At 70.4% G+C, this 19,093-nt stretch carries 19 protein-coding genes; 11 read left to right on the top strand and 8 right to left on the bottom strand.

What is annotated here, in order from left to right:
- Window positions 1–527: 527 nt before the first annotated feature.
- A complete protein-coding gene (gene dksA / locus U1T56_RS08745; protein ID WP_418159076.1) occupies window positions 528–944 on the bottom strand; it encodes an RNA polymerase-binding protein DksA in 417 nt (138 codons plus the stop codon).
- A gap of 229 nt (window positions 945–1,173) precedes the next feature.
- Window positions 1,174–1,932 carry a HesA/MoeB/ThiF family protein gene (locus U1T56_RS08740; protein ID WP_418159075.1) on the bottom strand — a complete coding sequence of 253 codons (759 nt, stop codon included), beginning with the start codon at window positions 1,930–1,932 and terminating at the stop codon, window positions 1,174–1,176.
- 120 nt (window positions 1,933–2,052) lie between these two features.
- Between U1T56_RS08740 and U1T56_RS08735 the strand changes: the two genes are divergently transcribed.
- The 4 genes from U1T56_RS08735 (at window position 2,053) to U1T56_RS08720 (ending at window position 4,609) form a co-directional block, all read left to right on the top strand.
- The gene (locus U1T56_RS08735; protein WP_418159074.1) at window positions 2,053–2,394 is read left to right on the top strand and encodes a hypothetical protein; all 342 of its coding nucleotides are present in this window, start codon (window positions 2,053–2,055) and stop codon (window positions 2,392–2,394) included.
- Window positions 2,391–2,696 (top strand): flagellar biosynthetic protein FliO, encoded by a 306-nt coding sequence (locus tag U1T56_RS08730; RefSeq protein WP_418159073.1) that lies wholly within the window; start codon window positions 2,391–2,393, stop codon window positions 2,694–2,696. Before U1T56_RS08735 ends, U1T56_RS08730 begins: the two co-directional genes overlap by 4 nt.
- Window positions 2,693–3,460: a flagellar type III secretion system pore protein FliP gene (gene fliP / locus U1T56_RS08725; protein ID WP_418159072.1), complete on the top strand. Its 768-nt coding sequence runs from the start codon at window positions 2,693–2,695 to the stop codon at window positions 3,458–3,460. The genes U1T56_RS08730 and fliP overlap by 4 nt, the downstream gene beginning before the upstream one ends.
- A gap of 270 nt (window positions 3,461–3,730) precedes the next feature.
- A complete protein-coding gene (locus tag U1T56_RS08720; RefSeq protein ID WP_418159071.1) occupies window positions 3,731–4,609 on the top strand; it encodes a M20/M25/M40 family metallo-hydrolase in 879 nt (292 codons plus the stop codon).
- 56 nt (window positions 4,610–4,665) lie between these two features.
- Here U1T56_RS08720 and U1T56_RS08715 read toward each other — a convergent pair whose 3' ends face one another.
- Both U1T56_RS08715 and U1T56_RS08710 read right to left on the bottom strand, forming a co-directional pair.
- Window positions 4,666–6,039: a formimidoylglutamate deiminase gene (locus U1T56_RS08715; RefSeq protein WP_418159070.1), complete on the bottom strand. Its 1,374-nt coding sequence runs from the start codon at window positions 6,037–6,039 to the stop codon at window positions 4,666–4,668.
- Window positions 6,040–6,145: 106 nt separating this feature from the next.
- Window positions 6,146–6,943, bottom strand: a complete 798-nt coding sequence (locus U1T56_RS08710; RefSeq protein WP_418159069.1) for an MBL fold metallo-hydrolase — start codon at window positions 6,941–6,943, stop codon at window positions 6,146–6,148.
- 133 nt (window positions 6,944–7,076) lie between these two features.
- Here U1T56_RS08710 and ade point away from each other — a divergent pair, with 133 nt between their 5' ends.
- Window positions 7,077–8,795, top strand: a complete 1,719-nt coding sequence (gene ade / locus U1T56_RS08705) for an adenine deaminase (protein WP_418159068.1) — start codon at window positions 7,077–7,079, stop codon at window positions 8,793–8,795.
- Between the two features lie 235 nt (window positions 8,796–9,030).
- On the opposite strand, the gene U1T56_RS08700 is transcribed toward ade, so the two are convergent.
- Together U1T56_RS08700 and U1T56_RS08695 are read right to left on the bottom strand one after the other, a co-directional pair.
- Window positions 9,031–9,747: a DUF6134 family protein gene (locus tag U1T56_RS08700; RefSeq protein WP_418159067.1), complete on the bottom strand. Its 717-nt coding sequence runs from the start codon at window positions 9,745–9,747 to the stop codon at window positions 9,031–9,033.
- Window positions 9,748–9,785: 38 nt separating this feature from the next.
- Entirely contained in the window at window positions 9,786–10,076 is a 291-nt protein-coding gene (locus tag U1T56_RS08695; protein ID WP_418159066.1) for an acylphosphatase, read from the bottom strand.
- A gap of 268 nt (window positions 10,077–10,344) precedes the next feature.
- On the opposite strand from U1T56_RS08695, the gene U1T56_RS08690 reads away from it, so the two are divergent.
- The 3 genes from U1T56_RS08690 (at window position 10,345) to U1T56_RS08680 (ending at window position 13,265) form a co-directional block, all read left to right on the top strand.
- On the top strand, window positions 10,345–11,241 hold the full coding sequence (locus tag U1T56_RS08690) for an RNA polymerase factor sigma-32 (RefSeq protein WP_418159065.1): 897 nt from the start codon (window positions 10,345–10,347) through the stop codon (window positions 11,239–11,241).
- A 68-nt stretch (window positions 11,242–11,309) separates the two neighbouring features.
- Window positions 11,310–12,491 carry an FAD-dependent monooxygenase gene (locus U1T56_RS08685; protein WP_418159064.1) on the top strand — a complete coding sequence of 394 codons (1,182 nt, stop codon included), beginning with the start codon at window positions 11,310–11,312 and terminating at the stop codon, window positions 12,489–12,491.
- A gap of 594 nt (window positions 12,492–13,085) precedes the next feature.
- Entirely contained in the window at window positions 13,086–13,265 is a 180-nt protein-coding gene (locus U1T56_RS08680; protein ID WP_418159063.1) for a hypothetical protein, read from the top strand.
- Window positions 13,266–13,284: 19 nt separating this feature from the next.
- Here the strand turns inward: U1T56_RS08680 and U1T56_RS08675 are convergent, their stop codons facing one another.
- Together U1T56_RS08675 and U1T56_RS08670 are read right to left on the bottom strand one after the other, a co-directional pair.
- The gene (locus U1T56_RS08675) at window positions 13,285–14,217 is read right to left on the bottom strand and encodes a choline ABC transporter substrate-binding protein (RefSeq protein WP_418159062.1); all 933 of its coding nucleotides are present in this window, start codon (window positions 14,215–14,217) and stop codon (window positions 13,285–13,287) included.
- Window positions 14,218–14,359: 142 nt separating this feature from the next.
- Window positions 14,360–16,294, bottom strand: a complete 1,935-nt coding sequence (locus U1T56_RS08670; protein ID WP_418159061.1) for a S9 family peptidase — start codon at window positions 16,292–16,294, stop codon at window positions 14,360–14,362.
- A 99-nt stretch (window positions 16,295–16,393) separates the two neighbouring features.
- Between U1T56_RS08670 and U1T56_RS08665 the strand changes: the two genes are divergently transcribed.
- From U1T56_RS08665 to U1T56_RS08655, 3 genes are all read left to right on the top strand, one after another.
- Complete coding sequence (locus U1T56_RS08665) at window positions 16,394–17,464, top strand: PA0069 family radical SAM protein (protein ID WP_418159060.1); 1,071 nt, start codon at window positions 16,394–16,396, stop codon at window positions 17,462–17,464.
- A 138-nt stretch (window positions 17,465–17,602) separates the two neighbouring features.
- Window positions 17,603–18,355: an ABC transporter ATP-binding protein gene (locus U1T56_RS08660; RefSeq protein WP_418159059.1), complete on the top strand. Its 753-nt coding sequence runs from the start codon at window positions 17,603–17,605 to the stop codon at window positions 18,353–18,355.
- Window positions 18,348–19,073 carry an ABC transporter ATP-binding protein gene (locus tag U1T56_RS08655; RefSeq protein ID WP_418159058.1) on the top strand — a complete coding sequence of 242 codons (726 nt, stop codon included), beginning with the start codon at window positions 18,348–18,350 and terminating at the stop codon, window positions 19,071–19,073. The genes U1T56_RS08660 and U1T56_RS08655 overlap by 8 nt, the downstream gene beginning before the upstream one ends.
- Window positions 19,074–19,093: the final 20 nt, after the last annotated feature.

Below are 19,093 nucleotides of genomic sequence, written 5' to 3'. Positions count from 1 at the left end.
GGGATGGCAGCGGCTTGCGCGCCGTCCGTATCCGGCGGCACCACGGGTGGCCTGTCGGAGACTGCCGGCATCGCATCCGGCAGGGCGAGGCCGGCAAGCTCTCCGACGGCCACACCTGGCCCACCCGGCGTCGGAACGTCGGCAACAGCCGGGAGATGGCTGCGAGGGGCATCGGACGGAGACTGATCCGATGGCATCGAGCCATCGATGGCGGATGCTCGACCCGATGCGGCTCCAGCCGCCAGCAGGCCGACGAGCAGGGACAGGAACGCATCATCGGCCGGAGGGCTCGCGGCCTTCGGCTTCCCCGGGCGCGCCGGGCTCGTGCTCGATGGAGAAAGGGGCAAGCTGTCCATGGCACGGCTGAAAGCAACCACCGTGCCAAGAGCGGGAAACCCCGTGTTCCGGGCATCGCGCCCCGCATCCGGAACGATCCGGACGGGCCGATGCGGCAGAAGCTGCCGGCACCCGGCAGGATATGCCGGCTGGATGCCGGTCCCGTGCCGGGACGACCGGCGCGGTCGGGCCTACTCCTCGCGGTAGGCCCGCTCGCGGCGCTCGTGGCGCTCCTGGGCCTCGATGCTCAAGGTGGCGATCGGGCGCGCCTCGAGCCGCTTGATGCCGATCGGCTCCTGCGTCTCCTCGCAGTAGCCGTAGCTGCCGTCCTCGATGCGCTTGAGCGCCGCCTCGATCTTGCTCAAGAGCTTGCGCTCACGATCGCGGGTGCGGAGCTCGAAGGCGCGCTGGATCTCCGCCGAGGCCCAATCGGATTGATCGGGCAGGCGCATGTCCTCTTCCTTGAGCTGCCGCAAGGTTACATCCGAGCCGCGCAAGATCTCGTCGCGCCAGCGAAGAAGCTTGCGCCGGAAGTACTCGGTCTGGCGCGGGTTCATGTACGGCTCGTCCTCGGACGGCCGATAATCGTTCGAGATGATGTCGGACATTCGCCCTCCATCGAGCGGCCCCGCTGCTTGGAGCACCGGGCGAACATCTCTGACCTGGAACTCCGCAGCGTCGGGCCAGCCCTTATGCTGGTACGTCTAGCCTTGCCGTTGTGCGCCAATTACCCCAGCCGGTCCCACGAACGCAACCGGAACCTTTGCCCCGGCATACACGGGAGTCACCCCCTGGTGCTGCGACCTGGGGTCACAAGACCCGTCGCCGGGACAAGGTCTAGCCGCAGCAGCCGGGGCGCCGGCCGACGCGCACCCGCTCCAGGGATGCGCTCGCGGCATCGTAGACCAAGAGCGTTCCGGACAGAGAGACGCCGATGCCCGCGATCTCCTTGATCACCTCGACGGCCTGCAGGGTCCCGAGCACACCCGCCGCCGGCCCGAGCACGCCGGCCTGGGCGCAGGACGGCAGTGCGTCCGGCGCCATGTCGGGATCGAGCAGGCAGCGCATGCAGGGATGCGGGCCGCCGAGATAGGCCTTCCAAGTCGTGAGCTGGCCGTCCAGCCCCTGCACGGACGCGCTCACCAGAGGCCGCCGCAGGGCGCGGCAGGTATCGTGGACGAGAAGCCGGGTGGGCAGGTTGTCGCTGCCGTCGGCGACGAGGTCGTAGGCCTCGATCAGCTCGGCCGCGTTGGCAGCGTCGAGACGAAAGGGGTGCGCGATCACACGCACGTGAGGATTGAGGCGGCGCAGGCGCTCGGCGGCGACCTCGGCCTTGAGCCGGCCCGCGGCCCCGTCGTCGAACAGCACCTGGCGCTGCAAGTTGGACGGGTCGACCCGGTCGTCGTCGACGATCCCGAGCGTGCCGATCCCGGCCGCGGCGAGGTAGAGCAGGAGCGGGCTGCCGAGGCCGCCGGCGCCGACGACGAGCACCCGGGCGGCACGCAGGCGGAGCTGGCCGACACCGCCCAGTTCCGGCAGGACGATGTGGCGCGCGTAGCGGCGGATCTCTTCCTCGCTCAGGCGGGCATCGCTCATCTCGACGATATCCTTCGAAGGGAGAACGGCCGGGTGCTGCGGCCGGTTAAGCAGTCCTTAACCATAAAGGGCTAGCCTCGCTCGCGACAGAGGTGCGATCGAGCGATGGGAGAGCCGGGAATGGGCTGCGCCGATGCCGTCGATGCGGACGCCGCCGATCCGGGCAAGCGGATCAGAGAGCTCACGGCTGCCGTGGCGGCAGCACGGCAGCGGCTCGACGCCGGGCAGGCCGTGGATCTGTCACCCCTGCGCCATCTGCTCGCGGATCTGCCGGCACCTGCGCCGGACGGCGCCGCCAAGGCACCGGAAGCGGTCCGAGCGCTGCTGGGGCTCCTCGACGAACTGATGCTTCTCGCCCAGGTCGCCGAGAGGGAGCGCAGCCTGAGCCTGCAGCAGCTTCGCGCGCTCGTGCGCCATCGCCGCGCCGATGCCGCCTACGCCGTTCCGGGCAGCCGGCCATGACGCCGCTCGCGCCGGAGCTGGCGCCTCTCCTGCGCACCGCCGCGGCGCTGGCCGGCGTGCTTCTCCTTCTGCTCGCTCTGGCGTGGCTCCTGCGCCGCCACGACGCAGGCGGCTCGGCTGCCGCAGCCAGCAGACGACTCGCGATCGTCGCCTCCCGGATGGTGGATGCCCGGATCAGACTCGTCCTGGTCCGCCGCGATGCGGTCGAGCATCTGCTCGCGATCGGTCCCACCGGCATCACGCTCGTCGAGACCGTGCCGGCGGCGTCATCGTCACCCGCGCCGGAGGAAGCCGCGGCATGAGCACGGAGCGCACGAGGCCGTCCCGGCGGTGCTGCTGGCCGCCCCTGGCCGCTGCCGGCGCCGTCTTCCTCGCTGGCAGCGGCGCTGCCGCGGCTCAGTCGCTGAGCGTCGATCTGGGCCAGGGCGGGAGTGTCACGGGCCAGATCGTCCGGCTCGTGCTCCTGCTCACGGTGCTGAGCCTCGCCCCTTCGATCCTGGTGATGGTCACCTCCTTCACCCGGATCGTCATCGTGCTGTCGTTCCTGCGCACGGCGATCGGCCTGCAGCAGACGCCACCCAACCCGGTGCTGATCGGGCTCGCGCTGTTCCTCACCCTCTTCGTGATGACGCCCACGCTCGAGACCGCCTATCGCGACGGCATCGAGCCGCTGCTCGCGGACGAGATCGACGAGGAGGAGGCGCTCGCCCGAGCCGCCGTGCCGCTCCGCGGCTTCATGTTGCGCCAGACACGTGAGGCGGACCTGGCGCTGTTCGTCGAGATCGCCCGGATCGAACCGCCCGGGAAGGCCGAGGACATCCCCTACCGGGTGCTCCTGCCGGCCTTCGTCATCAGCGAGTTGCGCCGGGCATTCGAGATCGGCTTCCTGATCTTCGTCCCGTTCCTGATCATCGACATGGTCGTGGCGTCGGTGCTGATGGCGATGGGCATGATGATGCTGCCGCCGGTGATGATCTCGCTGCCGTTCAAGCTGATCTTCTTCGTGCTGGTCGACGGCTGGGCGCTCGTGGTCGGCAGCCTCGTCCAGAGCTTTGCGCCCGGGTGAGGCGCGACGGACGACGGCTCGCGGGCGAGAGTGGTGGGCGGTGGCGTGCCGAAGCGGCCGCAGCCTCGAGCCGGGTCGCGCATCATGCCCGGCCCCGACTGCGTCGCCGTGCTTCGGGACGGGATCGCGTCCCGGCGCCGCCATCGGCACGCGCGGCCGGAGTCGGGCTGCGAGGAGCACGCGACCGCGGCCTTCGTCGCGCCGGCAAGCTCGGGAGCTTCGGGGGGCGACGAGGGCCATGCCGGCCTCGCCCGCACCGGCGTGGTCGGGGTGATCCGCCGCACGCTCGTGCCGGCGGATCGGGCTGCCCTGGCGTCGCAGGTGCCGGGGCGGATGCGCGCCTGGGGGCACGACGGGTACATCGCCATGCTTCGGGGCGCTGACCGCTACCTCGCCGAGATCCGCAGCTTCGACGGCCCCGTCCTCCAGCCGGCCGAGGAGATCGGAGGCGAAAGCAGCGCCGGCACGCGCATGGTCGAGAACGGCCTGCCCGGGCGCTTTCCGGCCGAGCGGACGCGCGGCCTGCACGACGATCCTCGCCGCCCGCCGGGCCTGCTCGCGGACCTTGCAGCCGGAGACACGGACCTTCCTGGAGCAATGCCCGCGCCGGATCGGCGAGGCAGCGGAACCGCCACGGGTGTCGCCATCTCTCTGGACCTCCGGCGCGGCCATCCGTCGGCGATCGACGACACCCGCGAAGCCGAGCCGGCGGTGGACGCAGCGGCCGAGATCGTGGGCGAGACGAACGTCGGCCACGATCCCTCGCCGAGCATGGCGGCCGAGAATCTCGCCTTCCTGCTCCAGGAGCAGCCGGATGCTTTCGCCCATCCCGGGATCGGTGGCGGCGCGAAAGGCGGGATCGTGCGCAGCCCCCCGCTACGACCTCGACGACGCAGCTCTGCCCATCGGCGCCAGCTACCGGGTCCGGCCGGCCGAGCGTCTGCTGCCGCAGCAAGCGCATGCTGCAGCAGGTCGAGCCTGGAGGCGACGGCCGATCGCCCGGACGAACCGGCAACGCCAAGAAGCATCATCGAGCTGGATGCGGAGATGTTCCCGCGCGGCCCCGGCCAAGCTCCGTGGCAAGCCGGGCGTCTGCTCGCGGCGTCCACCCCAGGACAAGGCCCGCCGCCAGGATACGAGGTACCCTGAACGCTCGCCGATCCTTCCGACCCGACCGAAAGGAGCTGCAGCGTCCGGTCCCGCCCTCAGGCGAGCAGACGCTCCATCGTCTGCCGGTAGGCGCGGGCGATCGATGCTTCGGCGGCATGGTGTCCGCCGCGCACGCACCAGAGGCCGCCGACCATCACGTCGCTGATGGCGCTCGGACCCGGCGCGAACAGGAGCGCGTCGAGGACGAGATTGCCGGCCCTGCCCACCAGGCTCGGATGGTCAGGATCCAGCACGATCAGATCCGCCCGGAAGCCCGGCGCCAGGCGGCCCACCGGCCGGCCCGCGGCCTTGGCGCCCCCAGCGAGCGCCCGACACCAGAGCAGGCGGCCGGCATGCGGCTCCTCGGACGTGGCCGCCACGGTGCGCCGCAGATGCGCGAGCCGCTGGCCGTACTCGAGCAGCCGCAGCTCCTCGGCGGCGCTCGTGCCGACATTGCTGTCCGAGCCGATGCCGAACTGCCCGCCGAGCGCCAGGTGATCGGCGAGGGGAAACACGCCGTCGCCGAGATCGGCCTCGGTCGTGGGACAGAGCCCGATCACCGCCTGGGCCGCGGTGACCCGAGCGAGCTCCTCCTCGCTCAGGTGGGTGCCGTGGACGAGGCACCAGTCGTGGCCGGGCTCGGCGGCATCGCACAGGACATCGAGCGGCCGCCGGCCGAAGCGCTCGAGGCAGTCGCGTACCTCCTTCGGCTGCTCGGCGAGATGGATGTGGATCGGCATGAACCCGCCCCGACCCCGTGCCGCCGCCACGGCCTCGGTGATCGCCGGCGGCGGAACGGCGCGCACGGAATGAAGGGCGAGGCCGAGGCAGCGGTCGCCGTCGTCGGCGAAGCTCGCCTCCAGGTCCTCGATCAGGCGCATCCAGCCTTCCGGATCGAGCGCGAAGCGCCGCTGGGCGCCTTCGAGCGCGCCGCCGTCGACGCCGGCCTGCATGTAGACCGCCGGCAGCAGGGTGAGCGCGATCCCGGTCTCGAGCGCCGCCTCGTGCAGGGCCAGCGCCATCGCGGTCCGCTCGGGGTAAGGGCTGCCGTCGGGCTGGTGGTGGAGGTAGTGGAACTCGACGACCGTGGTATAGCCGCCCTTCAAGAGCTCGACCTGGAGCTGGGCCGCGATCGCCCGCAGGTCGTCGGGTGTGAGGCGCGCCGCGAAGTCGTACATCCGCTCGCGCCAGCCCCAGAAGGTCGCCGCCTGCGTGGCCAGGCGCTGGGTCAGGCCGGCGAGCCCGCGCTGGAAGGCGTGGCTGTGGAGATCGACCATGCCGGGCAGCACGATGCCGCGGATGCGCTCGGCCGCATCGTCCTTGCTGCCGGGTGCTACGCTCGCCACGTTGCCCTCGCCGTCGACCTCGATCAGCACGTCCTCGGCCCAGCCGTGCGGCAGCAGGGCCTTGTCGGCGCGATAGGTATGCATCTGGCGGCAACCCTCCGTTCCGGCGCGGCTCCCGGGTCGGGTGCGAACGGCCCGTGCCCGGATCAACCACCATGTCGGCCGAAGGGTCAAGTCGCCGGTAGCGGGCTCAGGGCACGTAGCGGCCCTGCGACGGGACCGCGACCTCGCCGAATTCCTCGACCAGATGGGCCAAGCCCTTCGCGAGCTCCTCGCCGCGCATGGGCGTGCCGTGGCCCGTGGCGCCGATCGCGGGGTGCAGGCTCACGAGCTTCTCGACCGACTGGCGGGCAGCGGCCCAGTCGGGGGTGAAATAGGCCGGAGGCCCGTGGACCTCCTGCTCCTGCGTCAGGACGGCGTAGAGCGATTCCTGCTTCACGGTCGTGAAGGCATCGCCGGCGATGAGGCAGCGGTCCCGGTCGCGGAACAGGGAGACGTGGCCGGCCGTGTGGCCGGGCGTGTGGAGCCAGCGCCAGCCCGGCATGAACGGCACGCTGCCGTCCTCGGGCAGGGGCCGGACGCGGGCGCCGAAGTCGCTCGCCTTGTTCGGGTAGGCGAACGACAGGAGCGCCATGGCACCCTTGCCGACGGTGGGATCGGGCGGCGGGTAGTCGGCCCGGCCGGTGAGATGCGGCATCTCCAGAGGATGCGCGTGGATCGGTACGTCGCCCCAGCGCTCGAGCAGCTCGGGCAGCGCCCCCACGTGGTCGAAGTGGCCGTGGGTGAGGACGATCGCGGCGGGCCTGGCATCCTTCCCGAACCGCTCTTCGGCGGTGGCGAGGATGGCCTCGGCCGCGCCGTTGAGCCCGGCATCGATCAGCACCCAGTTGCCGGAGCCGGGCTCGCCCCAGAGATAGAGGTTGACGAAGAGGAAGCGGAGCCGGGTCAGGTCGGGCGTCACCTGATCCACGGCGCTGGTGATGGTCATGGGATGTCTCCAGGCGTGGGCGGTGCCTGCGCCATCCTCAGGAAGCGCCCTGCGCCGTCACGGTTCCGCCCCTGGATCGCGGGCAGGGAATGGCGCATGCTGGCACCTGCAGGGATCGGCGGGATGGCAGGATATGACGACGCAGCACGAGCTCGCACGACGTATCGATCAAGGCAGCGGCCGGGACGCGGCCGATCTCGTCATCAGGAACGCCCGCATCCTCGACACCGCGACCGGCACCATCGCCAAGGGGGATATCGCGATCTGCGGCGAGACGATCGTCGGCACGCACGAGAGCTATCGCGGGCGGCGCGAGATCGACGCCCGTGGCCGGATCGTCGCCCCGGGCTTCGTCGACACGCACCTCCACATCGAAAGCTCGCTCGTGCTGCCGGCCGAGTTCGAGCGGGGCGTCCTGCCGCGCGGCACGACGACGGCGATCTGCGACCCGCACGAGATCGCGAACGTGCTGGGCGTGGCCGGGATCCGCTACTTCCTCGAGGCGAGCACGAGCCTCGCCATGACCTTGCGCGTCAACCTCAGCTCGTGCGTGCCCGCGACCGGGCTCGAGACCGCGGGTGCCAGGCTCGAGCTCGAGGATCTCCTGCCCTTGCGCGCCCATCCGGCAGCACTCGGCCTCGCCGAGGTCATGAACTTTCCGGGCGTGCTCGCGAAGGACGCGGGGCTCCTCGCGAAGCTTTCGGCCTTCGCGGACGGGCACATCGACGGTCACGCGCCGCTTTTGCGCGGGCGGCCGCTCAACGGCTATCTCGCCGCCGGCATTCGCACCGACCACGAATGCACGACACTGGAGGAGGCGGCCGAGAAGCTGAAGAAGGGCATGATCGTCCTGATGCGCGAGGGCTCGATCGCGAAGAACGTCACGGCCCTCGCTCCGCTCCTGACCGAGGCGACCTGGCCGCGGATCGCGTTCTGCACCGATGATCGCAACCCGCTCGAGATCGCCCACGAGGGCCACATCGACGCCGCCATGCGGAAGGTGATCCGGGCCGGCGCCCCGCCGATCCCGGTCTACCGCGCCGCCTCGCTCGGGGCGGCCATGGCGTTCGGCATGCGGGACCGTGGCGTGATCGGCCCCGGCTACCGTGCGGATCTCGTGATCCTCGACGATCTCGAGGCCGTGGCGGTGGCGCAGGTGGTCTGCGGTGGGCGGCTCGTCGAGGCCGAGCTGTTCGCGGGCAGGACCCATCCCGAGCCCGTAGGCTACGGCTCGGTCCGCCGGGCCGAGGTGAGCGCTGCCGACTTCGCCGTTCCGGCGAAGGGTGGCGGGACGACGCCCGTGATCGGGGTGCTGCCGTTCTCGCTCCTGACCGAGCACCGCGAGCTCGAGCTGCCGGAGCGGCAGGGATTTCTGGTCGCGGACCGCGAGCGGCAGATCCTGAAGCTCGCCGTGCTCGAGCGCCATGGCCGGAACGGCAACATCGGCAAAGGCTTCGTCACCGGCTTCGGGCCTCTGCGCGGTGCCGTCGCCACGAGCATCGGCCACGACAGCCACAACCTGATCGTCGTCGGCGACGCCGACGCCGACATGGCCGTGGCCGTGAACCATCTGATCGGGCTGCAGGGCGGGGCCGTGGTGGTGCGGGACGGAACCGTCCTGGCCGATCTGCCGCTGCCCGTAGCGGGGCTCATGAGCGACCGGAGCTTCGGTTTCGTCGAGGAGCGCCTGCGGCCCTTGCGGGCGGCGGCCGCCGCCTGCGGCTGCACGCTCGAGGAGCCGCTGCTGCAGCTCGCCTTCCTGCCTCTGCCGGTGATCCCACACCTCAAGCTCACCGATCGCGGCTACGTCGCCGCCGGTCCGGAAGGCCTCCGGCTGCTGCCGCCCTTGTGAGCGGGACAGACGCTAGGCGGCGCGGGCGAGCCCGCGCTTGCGCTCGAGAGCCGCGAGCCGGCGCAATTTCCTGTTCATTTCCACGCGGCCGCCATCCTTGCGTTGTGGGCAGCTCGGTGCTTCGATGCACACGCCGAGGTCATGTGATGCCCGATGCAGACGTTGTGCACCGGCGCTCACCGGACGAGGACGCCTGGATCGAGGCCGGGATGATCGCCGGAACGGGCGCTCCGGGTCAGGCGGCGAGCCGGTATTCCAGCGTCTCGCCGCGGGTGAGCACCGTGGCCTGTACGAGGCTGCCGGCCTCGTCGTACCAGGCCGTACCGCCTCGGCCCTTGGTGGCGCTCATGGCGAAGCGCCGGGCGGTGATCGTGCGCCCGCCGATCGCGAGCTTCTCGACCGCGTCCGGCTTGACGGCGATGGTGACCAGCTCCCCGGTCTGGCTGTCGATCAGCCGCGACTGCCGGGTGATCGCCTCGTTCCAGAAGTTGATGTCGGTCATGGCGCCGAACGGCAGGGCGTAGTCGCCCTTGGGTCCGCTCACGCGCAGCCTGCCGTCCTCCGGGGCTATGGTGACGAGCGTCTCCTTGCCGTCGTCCACGGTGCGGATGCGCGTGCTCACGAGCACCCCGTCGTCGCGCCACACGTCCTCGCCGGTCTGGGCGTAGCGGTAGGCGGTGATGAAGGCCACCTTGACCGCGAGATCGACCTCGGTGACGGCCCGCCTGCCGTCGCCGGCCGGGCTGAACCGCACGCCGTGCTCTCCGATCTTCTCGCCCTTGCGATAGATGTCGAACCGCAGATCGCGCAGCGGGAACGCAGCGATGGCGGCGGATGCCACCGGTATGGCCGTCTGGGCCAGAAGACCGCCACCGAGCAGGCCGAGCGCGCCGCGCCGGGTGGCGCTCGTCCGGACGGAAGAGGGGAAAGGGACTCCGTTCGCTCGCGACATGATGCTGCTGCCCCGCTCAGCCCGACATCGTCTCCCGGTCACGCCGTCGGTTTCTGCACGAAGCCCGCGGGCACGGCCTCGACTTCGCGCATTTCCTCGATCCGCTCGACCCGTGCCGCCGGCGGGCCTTGCCGGCAGCGCGCGATCATGTTCCGTACCGCAGCTTCGGGTCCGTGAAACACGGCCTCGACCGACCCGTCCGACCGGTTGCGCACCCAACCGTCGAGCCCGAGGGTCCTGGCCTGATCGACCGTCCAGCCTCGATACCAGACGCCCTGCACTCTACCGTAGATGCGCACCCTTGCCGAGATGCTCGATTCCCCGCCCATGGCCGGAGACCTCCCGCTCGAGCCCGCACTTTACCGGGGAAACTCCAAAATCCGTCTTCAGTCTAGCATGGGCGCCCTCACGGCCCAATGACCGGCTTGCCACAGTCCGGACGCGCGTTCCGGTCTCCTTTCCGTTCACAACCGCGTGCCACCGGTGATCGCGCCGGCCGTAGCAGTCGTATAGCACTTGCGAGAGGCACCGCACGGGCGATCAGACGTTGATGGAATGGAGACGAGCGCCTTGGCGATGGCACCATGGAGGCACATCATGGCCTTGAGCGACACCGTCGACGCGCAGCGGGCGAACCGGCGCCTGATCCGCGAGTCGATGAATGCCCCGCTCCTGTCGCGCGATCACGAGCTCGAGCTGGCGCGCCGCTGGCGCAACGACGGCGACGAGCGCGCGCTCCACGAGCTCATCCAGTCCTATATGCGTCTCGTGATCAGTACGGCAAGCCGCTTCAAGAACTACGGCCTGCCGCTCGGCGATCTCGTGCAGGAGGGTGTCGTCGGCCTGATGCAGGCCGCGGCCCGCTTCGAGCCGGAACGCGACGTCCGTTTCTCGACCTATGCCGCCTGGTGGATCCGCTCGGCCATGCAGGACTACATCCTGCGCAACTGGTCGGTGGTCCGCACCGGCACCACGGCGGCGCAAAAGGCCCTGTTCTTCAACTTGCGCCGTCTGCGCGCCAGGATCGACGACGGCCGCTACGGCCAGCTCGGCGAGGAGGGCAAGGCCTGGATCGCGAACGAGCTCGAGGTCGAGGTGGCCGAGGTCGAGGCCATGGAGATGCGCCTCATGGGCGGCGACCAGTCGCTCAACGTCGCGATCAGCCCCGGCGGCGAGGACGCCTGGCAGGACTTCCTCGCCGACGAGCGGCCGAACCCCGAGGAGATCGTGGGCGGCAGCCACGACACGCGCGAGCGGGCGCGCTGGCTGGCCTCGTCCCTGGCCGAGCTCAGCGAGCGCGAGCAGACCATCATCCGCGAGCGGCGCCTGCGCGAGGACGGCCGCACGCTGGAGGAGCTGGGCCAGCGGCTCGGCATCAGCAAGGAGCGCGTGCGGCAGATCGAGCACCGGGCCCTACAGAAGCTGAAGGCGGCGCTCCTGCGCCGGATCAAGGACCCGGTCGAGGCCGATCTCTTCACCGCGGTCCCGGCCTGAGCACCCGACCCGTGTCCGAAGCGGCATCCCGCTGGACGGGGTGCCCGCGGTCCGGCAGAACTCCCGCCATGTCCAATACGATCCGTTGCGACGTCCTCGTGGTAGGCGGCGGCCATGCCGGGCTGATGCTGGGTGCTGCCCTCGCCCACATGGGCTTCGCCGTCCGTCTGATCGAGCGCCAGCCGCTGGCTGCGATCGAGGCCGCCCCCGCCGACGGCCGGAGCCTCGCCCTTCTCGCCGGCAGCGTGCGCATCGCCAAAGAGCTCGGCGTCTGGCCGAAGATCGCGGCGCACACGGCCGAGATCGAGCGGGTCGAGGTGGTCGACGTTGAGGGTGGCGGACGGGTCCGTTACGACAGCCGGAGCCACGGCAAGGGCCCGTTCGGGGTCGGCATCGAGCACGGACGCCTGCGCAAGGGCCTGCTCGGAGCGTTCCTCGCCGAGGCCGGGCACGATGCCTGGCTCGCAGGCGAGGTGGCGGAGCTCCGGCGCGAGGCCGGCGTCATCGCAGCGAGGCTCACGGACGGCCGCACGGTGGCGGCGCCGCTCGTCGTAGGCGCGGACGGCCGCGGCTCGCGGGTGCGCGAGCTCGCCCGGATCGGGGTCGACCGCTGGACTTACGGCCAGCACGCGCTCACCTTCGTGCTGCGCCACGACCGGCCGCATCACGGCGCCGTGCACGAATGGCTGCGTCGCGGCGGCCCGCTCGCGACCTTGCCGCTGCCGGGCCGGCGGACGGGCATCACCTGGGTCGAGCCTTCGGCGGAAGCGTTGCGCCTCCTGGCGCTGGAGCCAGGCGAGATCCTGGCGCTCTTCACCGAGCGGAGCGGCGGCGTGCTCGGCCGGGTCGAGATCGAAAGCGGACCCAGCGCCTATCCGCTGGGCGCGCAGCACGCCCACCGCTACGTGGCGCCGCGCCTAGCCCTCGTCGGCGATGCCGCGCACGGCGTGCACCCGATCCACGCCCAGGGCTTCAACATGGGTGTCGCCGACATCGGCGCCCTTGCCGAAGCGCTCCAGGCCGCCCGCGCCCGCGGACTCGACCTCGGCTCGGGCGAGACGCTCCTGCCCTATGCCCGCCGGCGCCGGGCCGACAACATGCAGCGCTTATGGCTCACGGACGGTCTGATCCGCGTGTTCACGAACGACCTGCCGCCGCTCAAGGCCGCCCGCAGCCTGGCGCTGGGCGCCATCGAGCGGGTGGCACCCCTGAAGCGGCTCGCGGTGCGCCACGGCATGCAGACCGGCTGAGCCTGGAGTGGCCGCCTAGCCGGTCCGATGATAGGATGTCCTGCTACGTCCAGCAGGGGGACCGGCCGGCTATGGACGTCTTCGCCGCGCAGACCGAGGTGACCGAGAAGGTCGCGGCGGCGCTGGGCGGCGATCTCTCGATGGGTCAGGTCACCAAGAACGAGGTGCAGCGGGCGAAGCGGCTGCGACCTTCGGATCTTCGTGCCTACGATTATTTCCTCCTGGGTGAGGAGGCGAAGTCCGCGGTGACCAGGGAGTCCATCCCGCGCGGGATCGAGCTGCTGACCAAGGCGATCACGCTCGACCCCGGCCTCGCGCGCGCCTACGGCGTTCGGGCATGGCTGTACAACTTTTCGATCATGTACGGCGCCGACGGCGCCAAAGCCATCGCTCAAATGACGGCCGACGCCGAGAAGGCCGTGGCGCTCGATCCGCAGGACGCCGAATCGCTCGCGACCCTGGCGCTGGCCCGCACCTACGCCGGCCGGTTCGAGGAGGCCGAGGCCATGCTGCACGCCGCGCGATCGCCCTGCCGAATCGGCGAGCGCCGAGGCCAAGCTTCTCGCCGCGTTCCCGAACGTTTCGGCCGAGCGCATGCTCGACGAGGACTATACGTTCGCCCGCGAGGCCGACGAGGCCTTCTTCGTCGACACGTTCAAGCTCCTGGAGCTGCCGGTATGCCTGAGCGCCGCCGAGGTGACGCAGATGGGTGCCAGGCATCTCCTGCCGGCCTGCGAGCAGGAGCGGGCCAGGACCGCGGCCGTGAAGTCGTGACCGCGCCTGGCCTTGCCGCTCACAACGATGCCTTCACCGCCGCGAGCCCCGGCTCGCCGTCCATGGTCGTCACCCCGTCGAGCCAGGGGCTCAGCACGTCGGGGTGCTGCTTCAGCCAGTTGCGTGCCGCCGTCTCGCCGTCCTGGCCTTCGTTCAGGATCAGGTCCATCATCTCGTTCTCCATGCCGACCGAGAAGGCGAGCTGCTGGAGGAAGCGGCCGAGATTGGGGCATTCCTTCGCGAGGTTCGGGCGGGTCAGGGTCTGGACCGTCGCCCCCCCGTAATTGGGACCGAAATATTTGTCGCCGCCGGCGAGGTAGTCGATCTGGTAGCGCACGTTCATGGGATGCGGCGCCCAGCCCAGGAACACCACCCACTCGCCGCGGCGAATGGCGCGATCCACCTGGGCGAGCATGCCCTGCTCGCTCGATTCCACCAGCTCCCAGCCGCCGAGGCCGAAATCGTTGGTCTCGATGATGGTGGAGAGGTGCTTGTTGGCCGAGGAGCCGGGCTCGATCGAGTAGATCTTCCTGCCGAACCTGTCGGCATGCGCCGCGAGGTCGGCAAAGCTCTTCACCCCACCCTCGAAGGCCGCCCGGTTGACGGCCAGCGTCACCTTGGCCTCGGTGAGGTTGGGGCGGATCAGCTCCACGCCTTTCGCCCGATACTCCTCCAGCATCGCCTGCTGGCCCGGCATCCAGTTGCCCAGGAACACGTCGATGTCGCCGTTCTTCAGGCTCTCGAAGGTGACCGCGACCGAAAGGATCTGGGAGCTCGGCTGGTAGCCGAGCCCTTTCAGCACCACGCTCGCGAGCGAGGTGGTCGAGGTGATGTCGGTCCAGCCGGGGTCCGAGAACCAGACCCTCCGGCAGGCGGCCGGCTCGTCGGCCAGGGCCGCCTGCGAGGCCACGGCGGCGAGGAAGGCCGCCAGCAGCAGATGGCGCTTGATCATGTCGCAACCTCTCCCGATCGTTCCGCCGCGCCGGACATTTCGAAGCTACGGCGGGTTTCGCCGCTCAGGCTAGCGGCGAAGCGGCGGGCGCCATGATCGAATCGGACGCGACCTTGACGGAAACGGCCGGGCTTCGGCGCGCTCAGCCCAGATTCTCGATCCTGAGCGGCGGCAGCGGCTCGGCGGGCTCGATGCCGAAGACGCGGCAGAAGAAGCCGTACTCGGCGAGGAGCGCCGTCTCGATGGTCTCGGCGCGACGAAAGCCGTGGCCCTCGCCGGGAAAGAGGAGATAGGCCACCGGCAGCCCTTTCTTGCGCAGGACCTCCACCATCATCTCGGCCTGGTTCGGCGGCACGACCTTGTCGTCCTCGCCCTGCAGGAAGACGATCGGACAGTTCAGCCCGTCCGTGTGGTGGATCGGCGAGCGCGCCTTGTAGAGCTCGACCGCATCCGGCCAGGGGCCGACCAGCCGGTCGAGATAGCGGCTCTCGAACTTATGCGTGTCGCGCGCGAGCGCTTCGAGGTCACCGATGCCATACCAAGAGGCGCCTGCCTTGAACAAGTCGTGGAAAGCGAGCGCGCAGAGCGTGGTGTAGCCGCCGGCGCTGCCCCCCCGGATCGCGAGCCGGCTCGGGTCGACCCGGCCGCTCTCGGCGAGGAAGCGCGCTGCTGCGATGCAGTCCTCGACGTCGGCGATGCCCCACTTGCCCTCGAGCAGGCTGCGATAGGCGCGCCCGTAGCCGGTGCTGCCGGCATAGTCGACATCGACCACGGCGAAGCCGCGGCTGGTCCAGAACTGGATCTGCAGGTTCAAGGCCGGCGAGGCGCGGCCGGTGGGGCCGCCGTGGCTGCGCACGACGAGCGGTGGCAGCTCACCTGCGGGTGCAACGTAATCGGGGTTGCGCGGCGGGTAATAGAGGGCGAAGGCCTGCCGTCCGTCTTCGCTCGGGAAGGTGATGTGCTCGGGCAGAGAGATGTGGCCGGGATCGAGATCGAGGGCACCGGCGCTCGCGATCGTGGCGAAGCCGCTCCGGCTCGGCTCGACCCGGACGAGCTGCGCCGGCCCGTCGGCCGGGAGCGCCTGGACGAGGACGACACCGTCGGCGCAGCTCACGCCGGCATACTCGACGAAGGGCAGATCGAGCGGGCGCTCGGTGCCGGCGACGAGATCGAGCAGGGTGAGGCGCTGGACGCCGCGCTCGGTGGCGATCGCGACCGCGGTGCCGGCATCGAGGAAATCGTACCAGCGCGAGCCGAGCTGCCACAACGGCCCCGCGAGCTCGGCCGCGATCAGCGCCACCGGCTCGAGGTCGAGATTACGCACCCGATAGAGGCTCCAGAAGTCGCTGCGGTCGGACATGACGTGGAGCCTTCCGTCCGGCGACCATTCGGGCTGGACCAGGCTCTCCGCCACCCCGGTCTCGATGGCGCGCGGATCCGCGGGCCGGCCGGCCGCATCGAGCTCCGCGACCCAGAGCGTGGTTGCATCCCAGGGCATGTCGGGATGGTCCCAGGTGAGCCAGGCGAGCGATCTACCGTCGGGGCTCGGGCGGGGATAGGCGAAGAAGTCGTGGCCTTCGGCCAGCACCGCGCCTTCGTGGGGATCGCCCGCGAGCGGAATGGCGACCAGCGTGTTCCTGGGCTCGCCGCCGCCGCGATGGTCTTCGCGCACCGCGAGCAGCCGCTGCCGCGCCAGGTCGAGCACGAGGTCGGCGTAGCGCAAGGCGCCGCCGCTCTCGGGCGTGAGCGGCACGGGCACCCGGCCGGGCTCGAAACGGTAAACGCGCTGGTCCTTGAGCTCGACCCCGACCACGATCCCGTCCCGTGCCGTGAACGGCCGGCCGCCATATTCGTGCACCCGCGTGCGCAGGTTGAAGGTCGGCGGCGCCACCTCCTCCGTCCGGCCGTTCGCGAGCCGGCGCAGCAGCGCCACGCGGCCGCCCTCGAGCGGACGGCTCTCGGTCCAGTAGGCGACGTCCCCGTCGAGCCAGGGGCTGCCGAGCCCGACCTGCTTGCCGGTGATCAGGCCCGCCGTGATCGGCGAACGCCAGGAGCCATGAGGAGCGGTCGTCGGCATGGATGATCCCTTCAGCGTCGGGGGGAAGCTAATGCCGGGGCTTGGCAGGGGCGAGTCCCGGCGGTATTTGTTCGTCGAATGTTCTCATCTGGAGCCGTCATGCTGCCGCGGGCGCACAAAGGACGTGGCGCCACCTGCAACCCCGAGGGCCGCTACGAGCGCCATGCCCGCGAGGCGTTCGACGACGGCTGGGGCAGCCTCGACGAGCTCGCGATGGAGCCCTCGCCCCGGACCGAAGCGCTGCCGGATCGTGCACGCACCATCATCACCCACAACCAGTCGCCGGACGTTCCTTTCGATCAATCGATCAACCCTTACCGCGGTTGCGAGCACGGCTGCATCTACTGCTACGCCCGCCCGACCCATGCCTTCCTCGGGCTCTCGCCCGGGCTCGACTTCGAGACCAGGATCTTCGTCAAGCAGGACGCGGCCCGGCTCCTGCGGCAGGAACTGGCGCAGCCGGGCTACCGGTGCCGGCCGATCTCGCTCGGCGCCAACACCGACCCCTACCAGCCGCTCGAGCGCCGATTGCGGGTGACACGGGCGATCCTCGAGGTGCTGGCCGAAGCGCGCCACCCGGTCGGGATCGTCACCAAGTCGGCCCTGGTCTGCCGCGACCTCGACCTGCTCGCACCCATGGCGCGGGACGGGCTCGCCAACGTCCATCTCTCGCTCACGACGCTCGATCCTAAGATCGCGCGCACGCTGGAGCCCCGCGCCTCGAGTCCGCAGCGGCGGCTCATGGCCATGCGGACGCTGGCCGAGGCCGGGGTGCCCGTGGGCGTGATGGTGGCCCCGATCATTCCGGGGCTGACCGATGCCGAGATCGAGGCCATTCTGGAGCAGGCGGCCGCAGCCGGGGCCTCGACGGCCGGCCGGGTGCTCCTGAGGCTACCCTATGAGGTGAAGGATCTGTTCGCAGGCTGGCTCGAGGCGCATTTTCCCTTGCGCGCCCGGCACGTCCTCTCGCTCGTACGCCAGTGCCGCGGCGGGCGGCTGAACGATCCCGATTTCGGTAGCCGGATGCGGGGGCAGGGCGCTTTCGCCGAGTTGATCGCCCAGCGCTTCCGCAAGGCGGTCCGCCGGCTGGGCCTCGATCGCCGTGCGCTGCCACAGCGCACCGACCTGTTCCGCCGGCCGACGGCAGACGGACAGCTCAGCCTGCTCTGAACGGACCCGTCCGCCTTACCTGCGGTGGTGTCTTGCTCTGGGACGGCCGCACCATTAAGCCAGGGGTGAGCGCGTGATGACGGGAGGCGATACCGTGACCGCAGCTTCGGGAGCCGGCCGGCGTGTCGGCGACGCACGATGGAGGACGTGATCTTACGGACGGAGGGCCTGACCAAGGCCTTTCGCGGCTTCGTGGCGGTGCGCGAGGTGAGCCTCGCCGTGCGGCGGGGGACGATCCACGCCATGATCGGCCCCAACGGAGCCGGCAAGACCACCTGCTTCAATCTCCTGACGAAATTCCTCGAGCCGACGGGTGGCCGGATTCTCTATAATGGCCGCGACATCACACGCTCCTCGCCGGCCGACATCGCCCGGCAGGGCATGGTGCGCTCGTTTCAGATCTCGGCCGTGTTCGGCCACATGACCGCCCTCGAGAACGTGCGGATAGCGCTCCAGCGCAAGCGCGGCGACTGTTTCGACTTCTGGCGCTCGGAGCGTGTCTTGAAGCGGTACGACGGCCAGGCGCGCGAGCTGCTCGATGCGGTGGGCATCCTCGAGTTCGAGAGCGTGCCGGCGGTCGAGCTGTCCTATGGCCGGAAGCGCGCGCTCGAGCTCGCCACCACGCTCGCCCTCGAGCCCGAGATGATGCTGCTCGACGAGCCCATGGCCGGTATGGGCCACGAGGACGTGGGCCGCATCGCCGAGCTCGTGAAGCGCATGGCCAAGGGCCGCACCGTGCTCATGGTCGAGCACAATCTTTCCGTGGTCGCCGACCTCTCCGACCGGATCACCGTGCTCGCCCGCGGCGAGATCCTGGCCGAGGGCGACTACGAAGCGGTCTCGAGGAACCCCCGGGTGATCGAGGCCTACATGGGATCCGGCCATGCGTGACATCGGCGGCGGTGCCGCGCAGCCGCTCCTCGCCGTGCGCGACCTCCATGCCTGGTACGGCGAATCGCACATCCTGCACGGGGTGACCTTCGACGTGCCGGAAGGCGAGGTCGTCACCCTGCTCGGCCGCAACGGCGCCGGCAAGACGACCACCATGAAATCGATCATGGGCATCGTGCCAGCACGCCGCGGCAGCGTCCGCTTCGAGGGCAAGGAGACGATCGACCTGCCTTCGCACCGAATCGCGCGGCTCGGGATCGGCTTCTGCCCGGAGGAACGCGGTATCTTCGCGAGCCTGAGCGTCGCCGAGAACCTGACCCTGCCGCCCGTGGTGCGGCCGGGCGGCATGACCGTTCCCGAGATCCACACCCTTTTTCCCAACCTGCGCGAGCGGGCGAGCAGCCAGGGCACCAAGCTCTCCGGCGGCGAGCAGCAGATGCTGGCGATCGGGCGCATCCTGCGGACGGGCGCGCGCCTTCTGCTGCTCGACGAGCCGACCGAAGGGCTGGCACCGGTGATCATCGAGCAGATCGGCCGCAGCATCAGAGCCCTCAAGGAGAAGGGGTTCACGGTGCTGCTGGTCGAGCAGAACTTCCGGTTCGCCGCGACCGTGGCGGACCGGTTCTACGTCATGGAGCACGGCCGGATCGTGGATACGATCCCGAGAGCCGAGCTCGAGGCCCGGATGGACATGCTGCACGAATATCTCGGCGTGTGAGCCGGGATGGCCGGGATGGC

It is taken from the genome of Benzoatithermus flavus (assembly GCF_037908215.1).
Classification (GTDB): Bacteria; Pseudomonadota; Alphaproteobacteria; order Geminicoccales; family Geminicoccaceae; genus Benzoatithermus; species Benzoatithermus flavus.
The sequence above is the reverse complement of the archived record's forward strand: the minus strand, read 5'-3'. Positions and strand labels throughout refer to the sequence as shown.

Bases quoted from the DNA above. Each gene is read 5' to 3' on its own strand.
- dksA (WP_418159076.1), bottom strand. From the start codon at position 944: ATGTCCGACATCATCTCGAACGATTATCGGCCGTCCGAGGACGAGCCG.
- U1T56_RS08740 (WP_418159075.1), bottom strand. From the start codon at position 1,932: ATGAGCGATGCCCGCCTGAGCGAGGAAGAGATCCGCCGCTACGCGCGC.
- U1T56_RS08735 (WP_418159074.1), top strand. From the start codon at position 2,053: ATGGGCTGCGCCGATGCCGTCGATGCGGACGCCGCCGATCCGGGCAAG.
- U1T56_RS08730 (WP_418159073.1), top strand. From the start codon at position 2,391: ATGACGCCGCTCGCGCCGGAGCTGGCGCCTCTCCTGCGCACCGCCGCG.
- fliP (WP_418159072.1), top strand. From the start codon at position 2,693: ATGAGCACGGAGCGCACGAGGCCGTCCCGGCGGTGCTGCTGGCCGCCC.
- U1T56_RS08715 (WP_418159070.1), bottom strand. From the start codon at position 6,039: ATGCATACCTATCGCGCCGACAAGGCCCTGCTGCCGCACGGCTGGGCC.
- U1T56_RS08710 (WP_418159069.1), bottom strand. From the start codon at position 6,943: ATGACCATCACCAGCGCCGTGGATCAGGTGACGCCCGACCTGACCCGG.
- ade (WP_418159068.1), top strand. From the start codon at position 7,077: ATGACGACGCAGCACGAGCTCGCACGACGTATCGATCAAGGCAGCGGC.
- U1T56_RS08700 (WP_418159067.1), bottom strand. From the start codon at position 9,747: ATGTCGCGAGCGAACGGAGTCCCTTTCCCCTCTTCCGTCCGGACGAGC.
- U1T56_RS08695 (WP_418159066.1), bottom strand. From the start codon at position 10,076: ATGGGCGGGGAATCGAGCATCTCGGCAAGGGTGCGCATCTACGGTAGA.
- U1T56_RS08690 (WP_418159065.1), top strand. From the start codon at position 10,345: ATGGCCTTGAGCGACACCGTCGACGCGCAGCGGGCGAACCGGCGCCTG.
- U1T56_RS08685 (WP_418159064.1), top strand. From the start codon at position 11,310: ATGTCCAATACGATCCGTTGCGACGTCCTCGTGGTAGGCGGCGGCCAT.
- U1T56_RS08680 (WP_418159063.1), top strand. From the start codon at position 13,086: ATGCTCGACGAGGACTATACGTTCGCCCGCGAGGCCGACGAGGCCTTC.
- U1T56_RS08675 (WP_418159062.1), bottom strand. From the start codon at position 14,217: ATGATCAAGCGCCATCTGCTGCTGGCGGCCTTCCTCGCCGCCGTGGCC.
- U1T56_RS08670 (WP_418159061.1), bottom strand. From the start codon at position 16,294: ATGCCGACGACCGCTCCTCATGGCTCCTGGCGTTCGCCGATCACGGCG.
- U1T56_RS08665 (WP_418159060.1), top strand. From the start codon at position 16,394: ATGCTGCCGCGGGCGCACAAAGGACGTGGCGCCACCTGCAACCCCGAG.
- U1T56_RS08660 (WP_418159059.1), top strand. From the start codon at position 17,603: ATGGAGGACGTGATCTTACGGACGGAGGGCCTGACCAAGGCCTTTCGC.
- U1T56_RS08655 (WP_418159058.1), top strand. From the start codon at position 18,348: ATGCGTGACATCGGCGGCGGTGCCGCGCAGCCGCTCCTCGCCGTGCGC.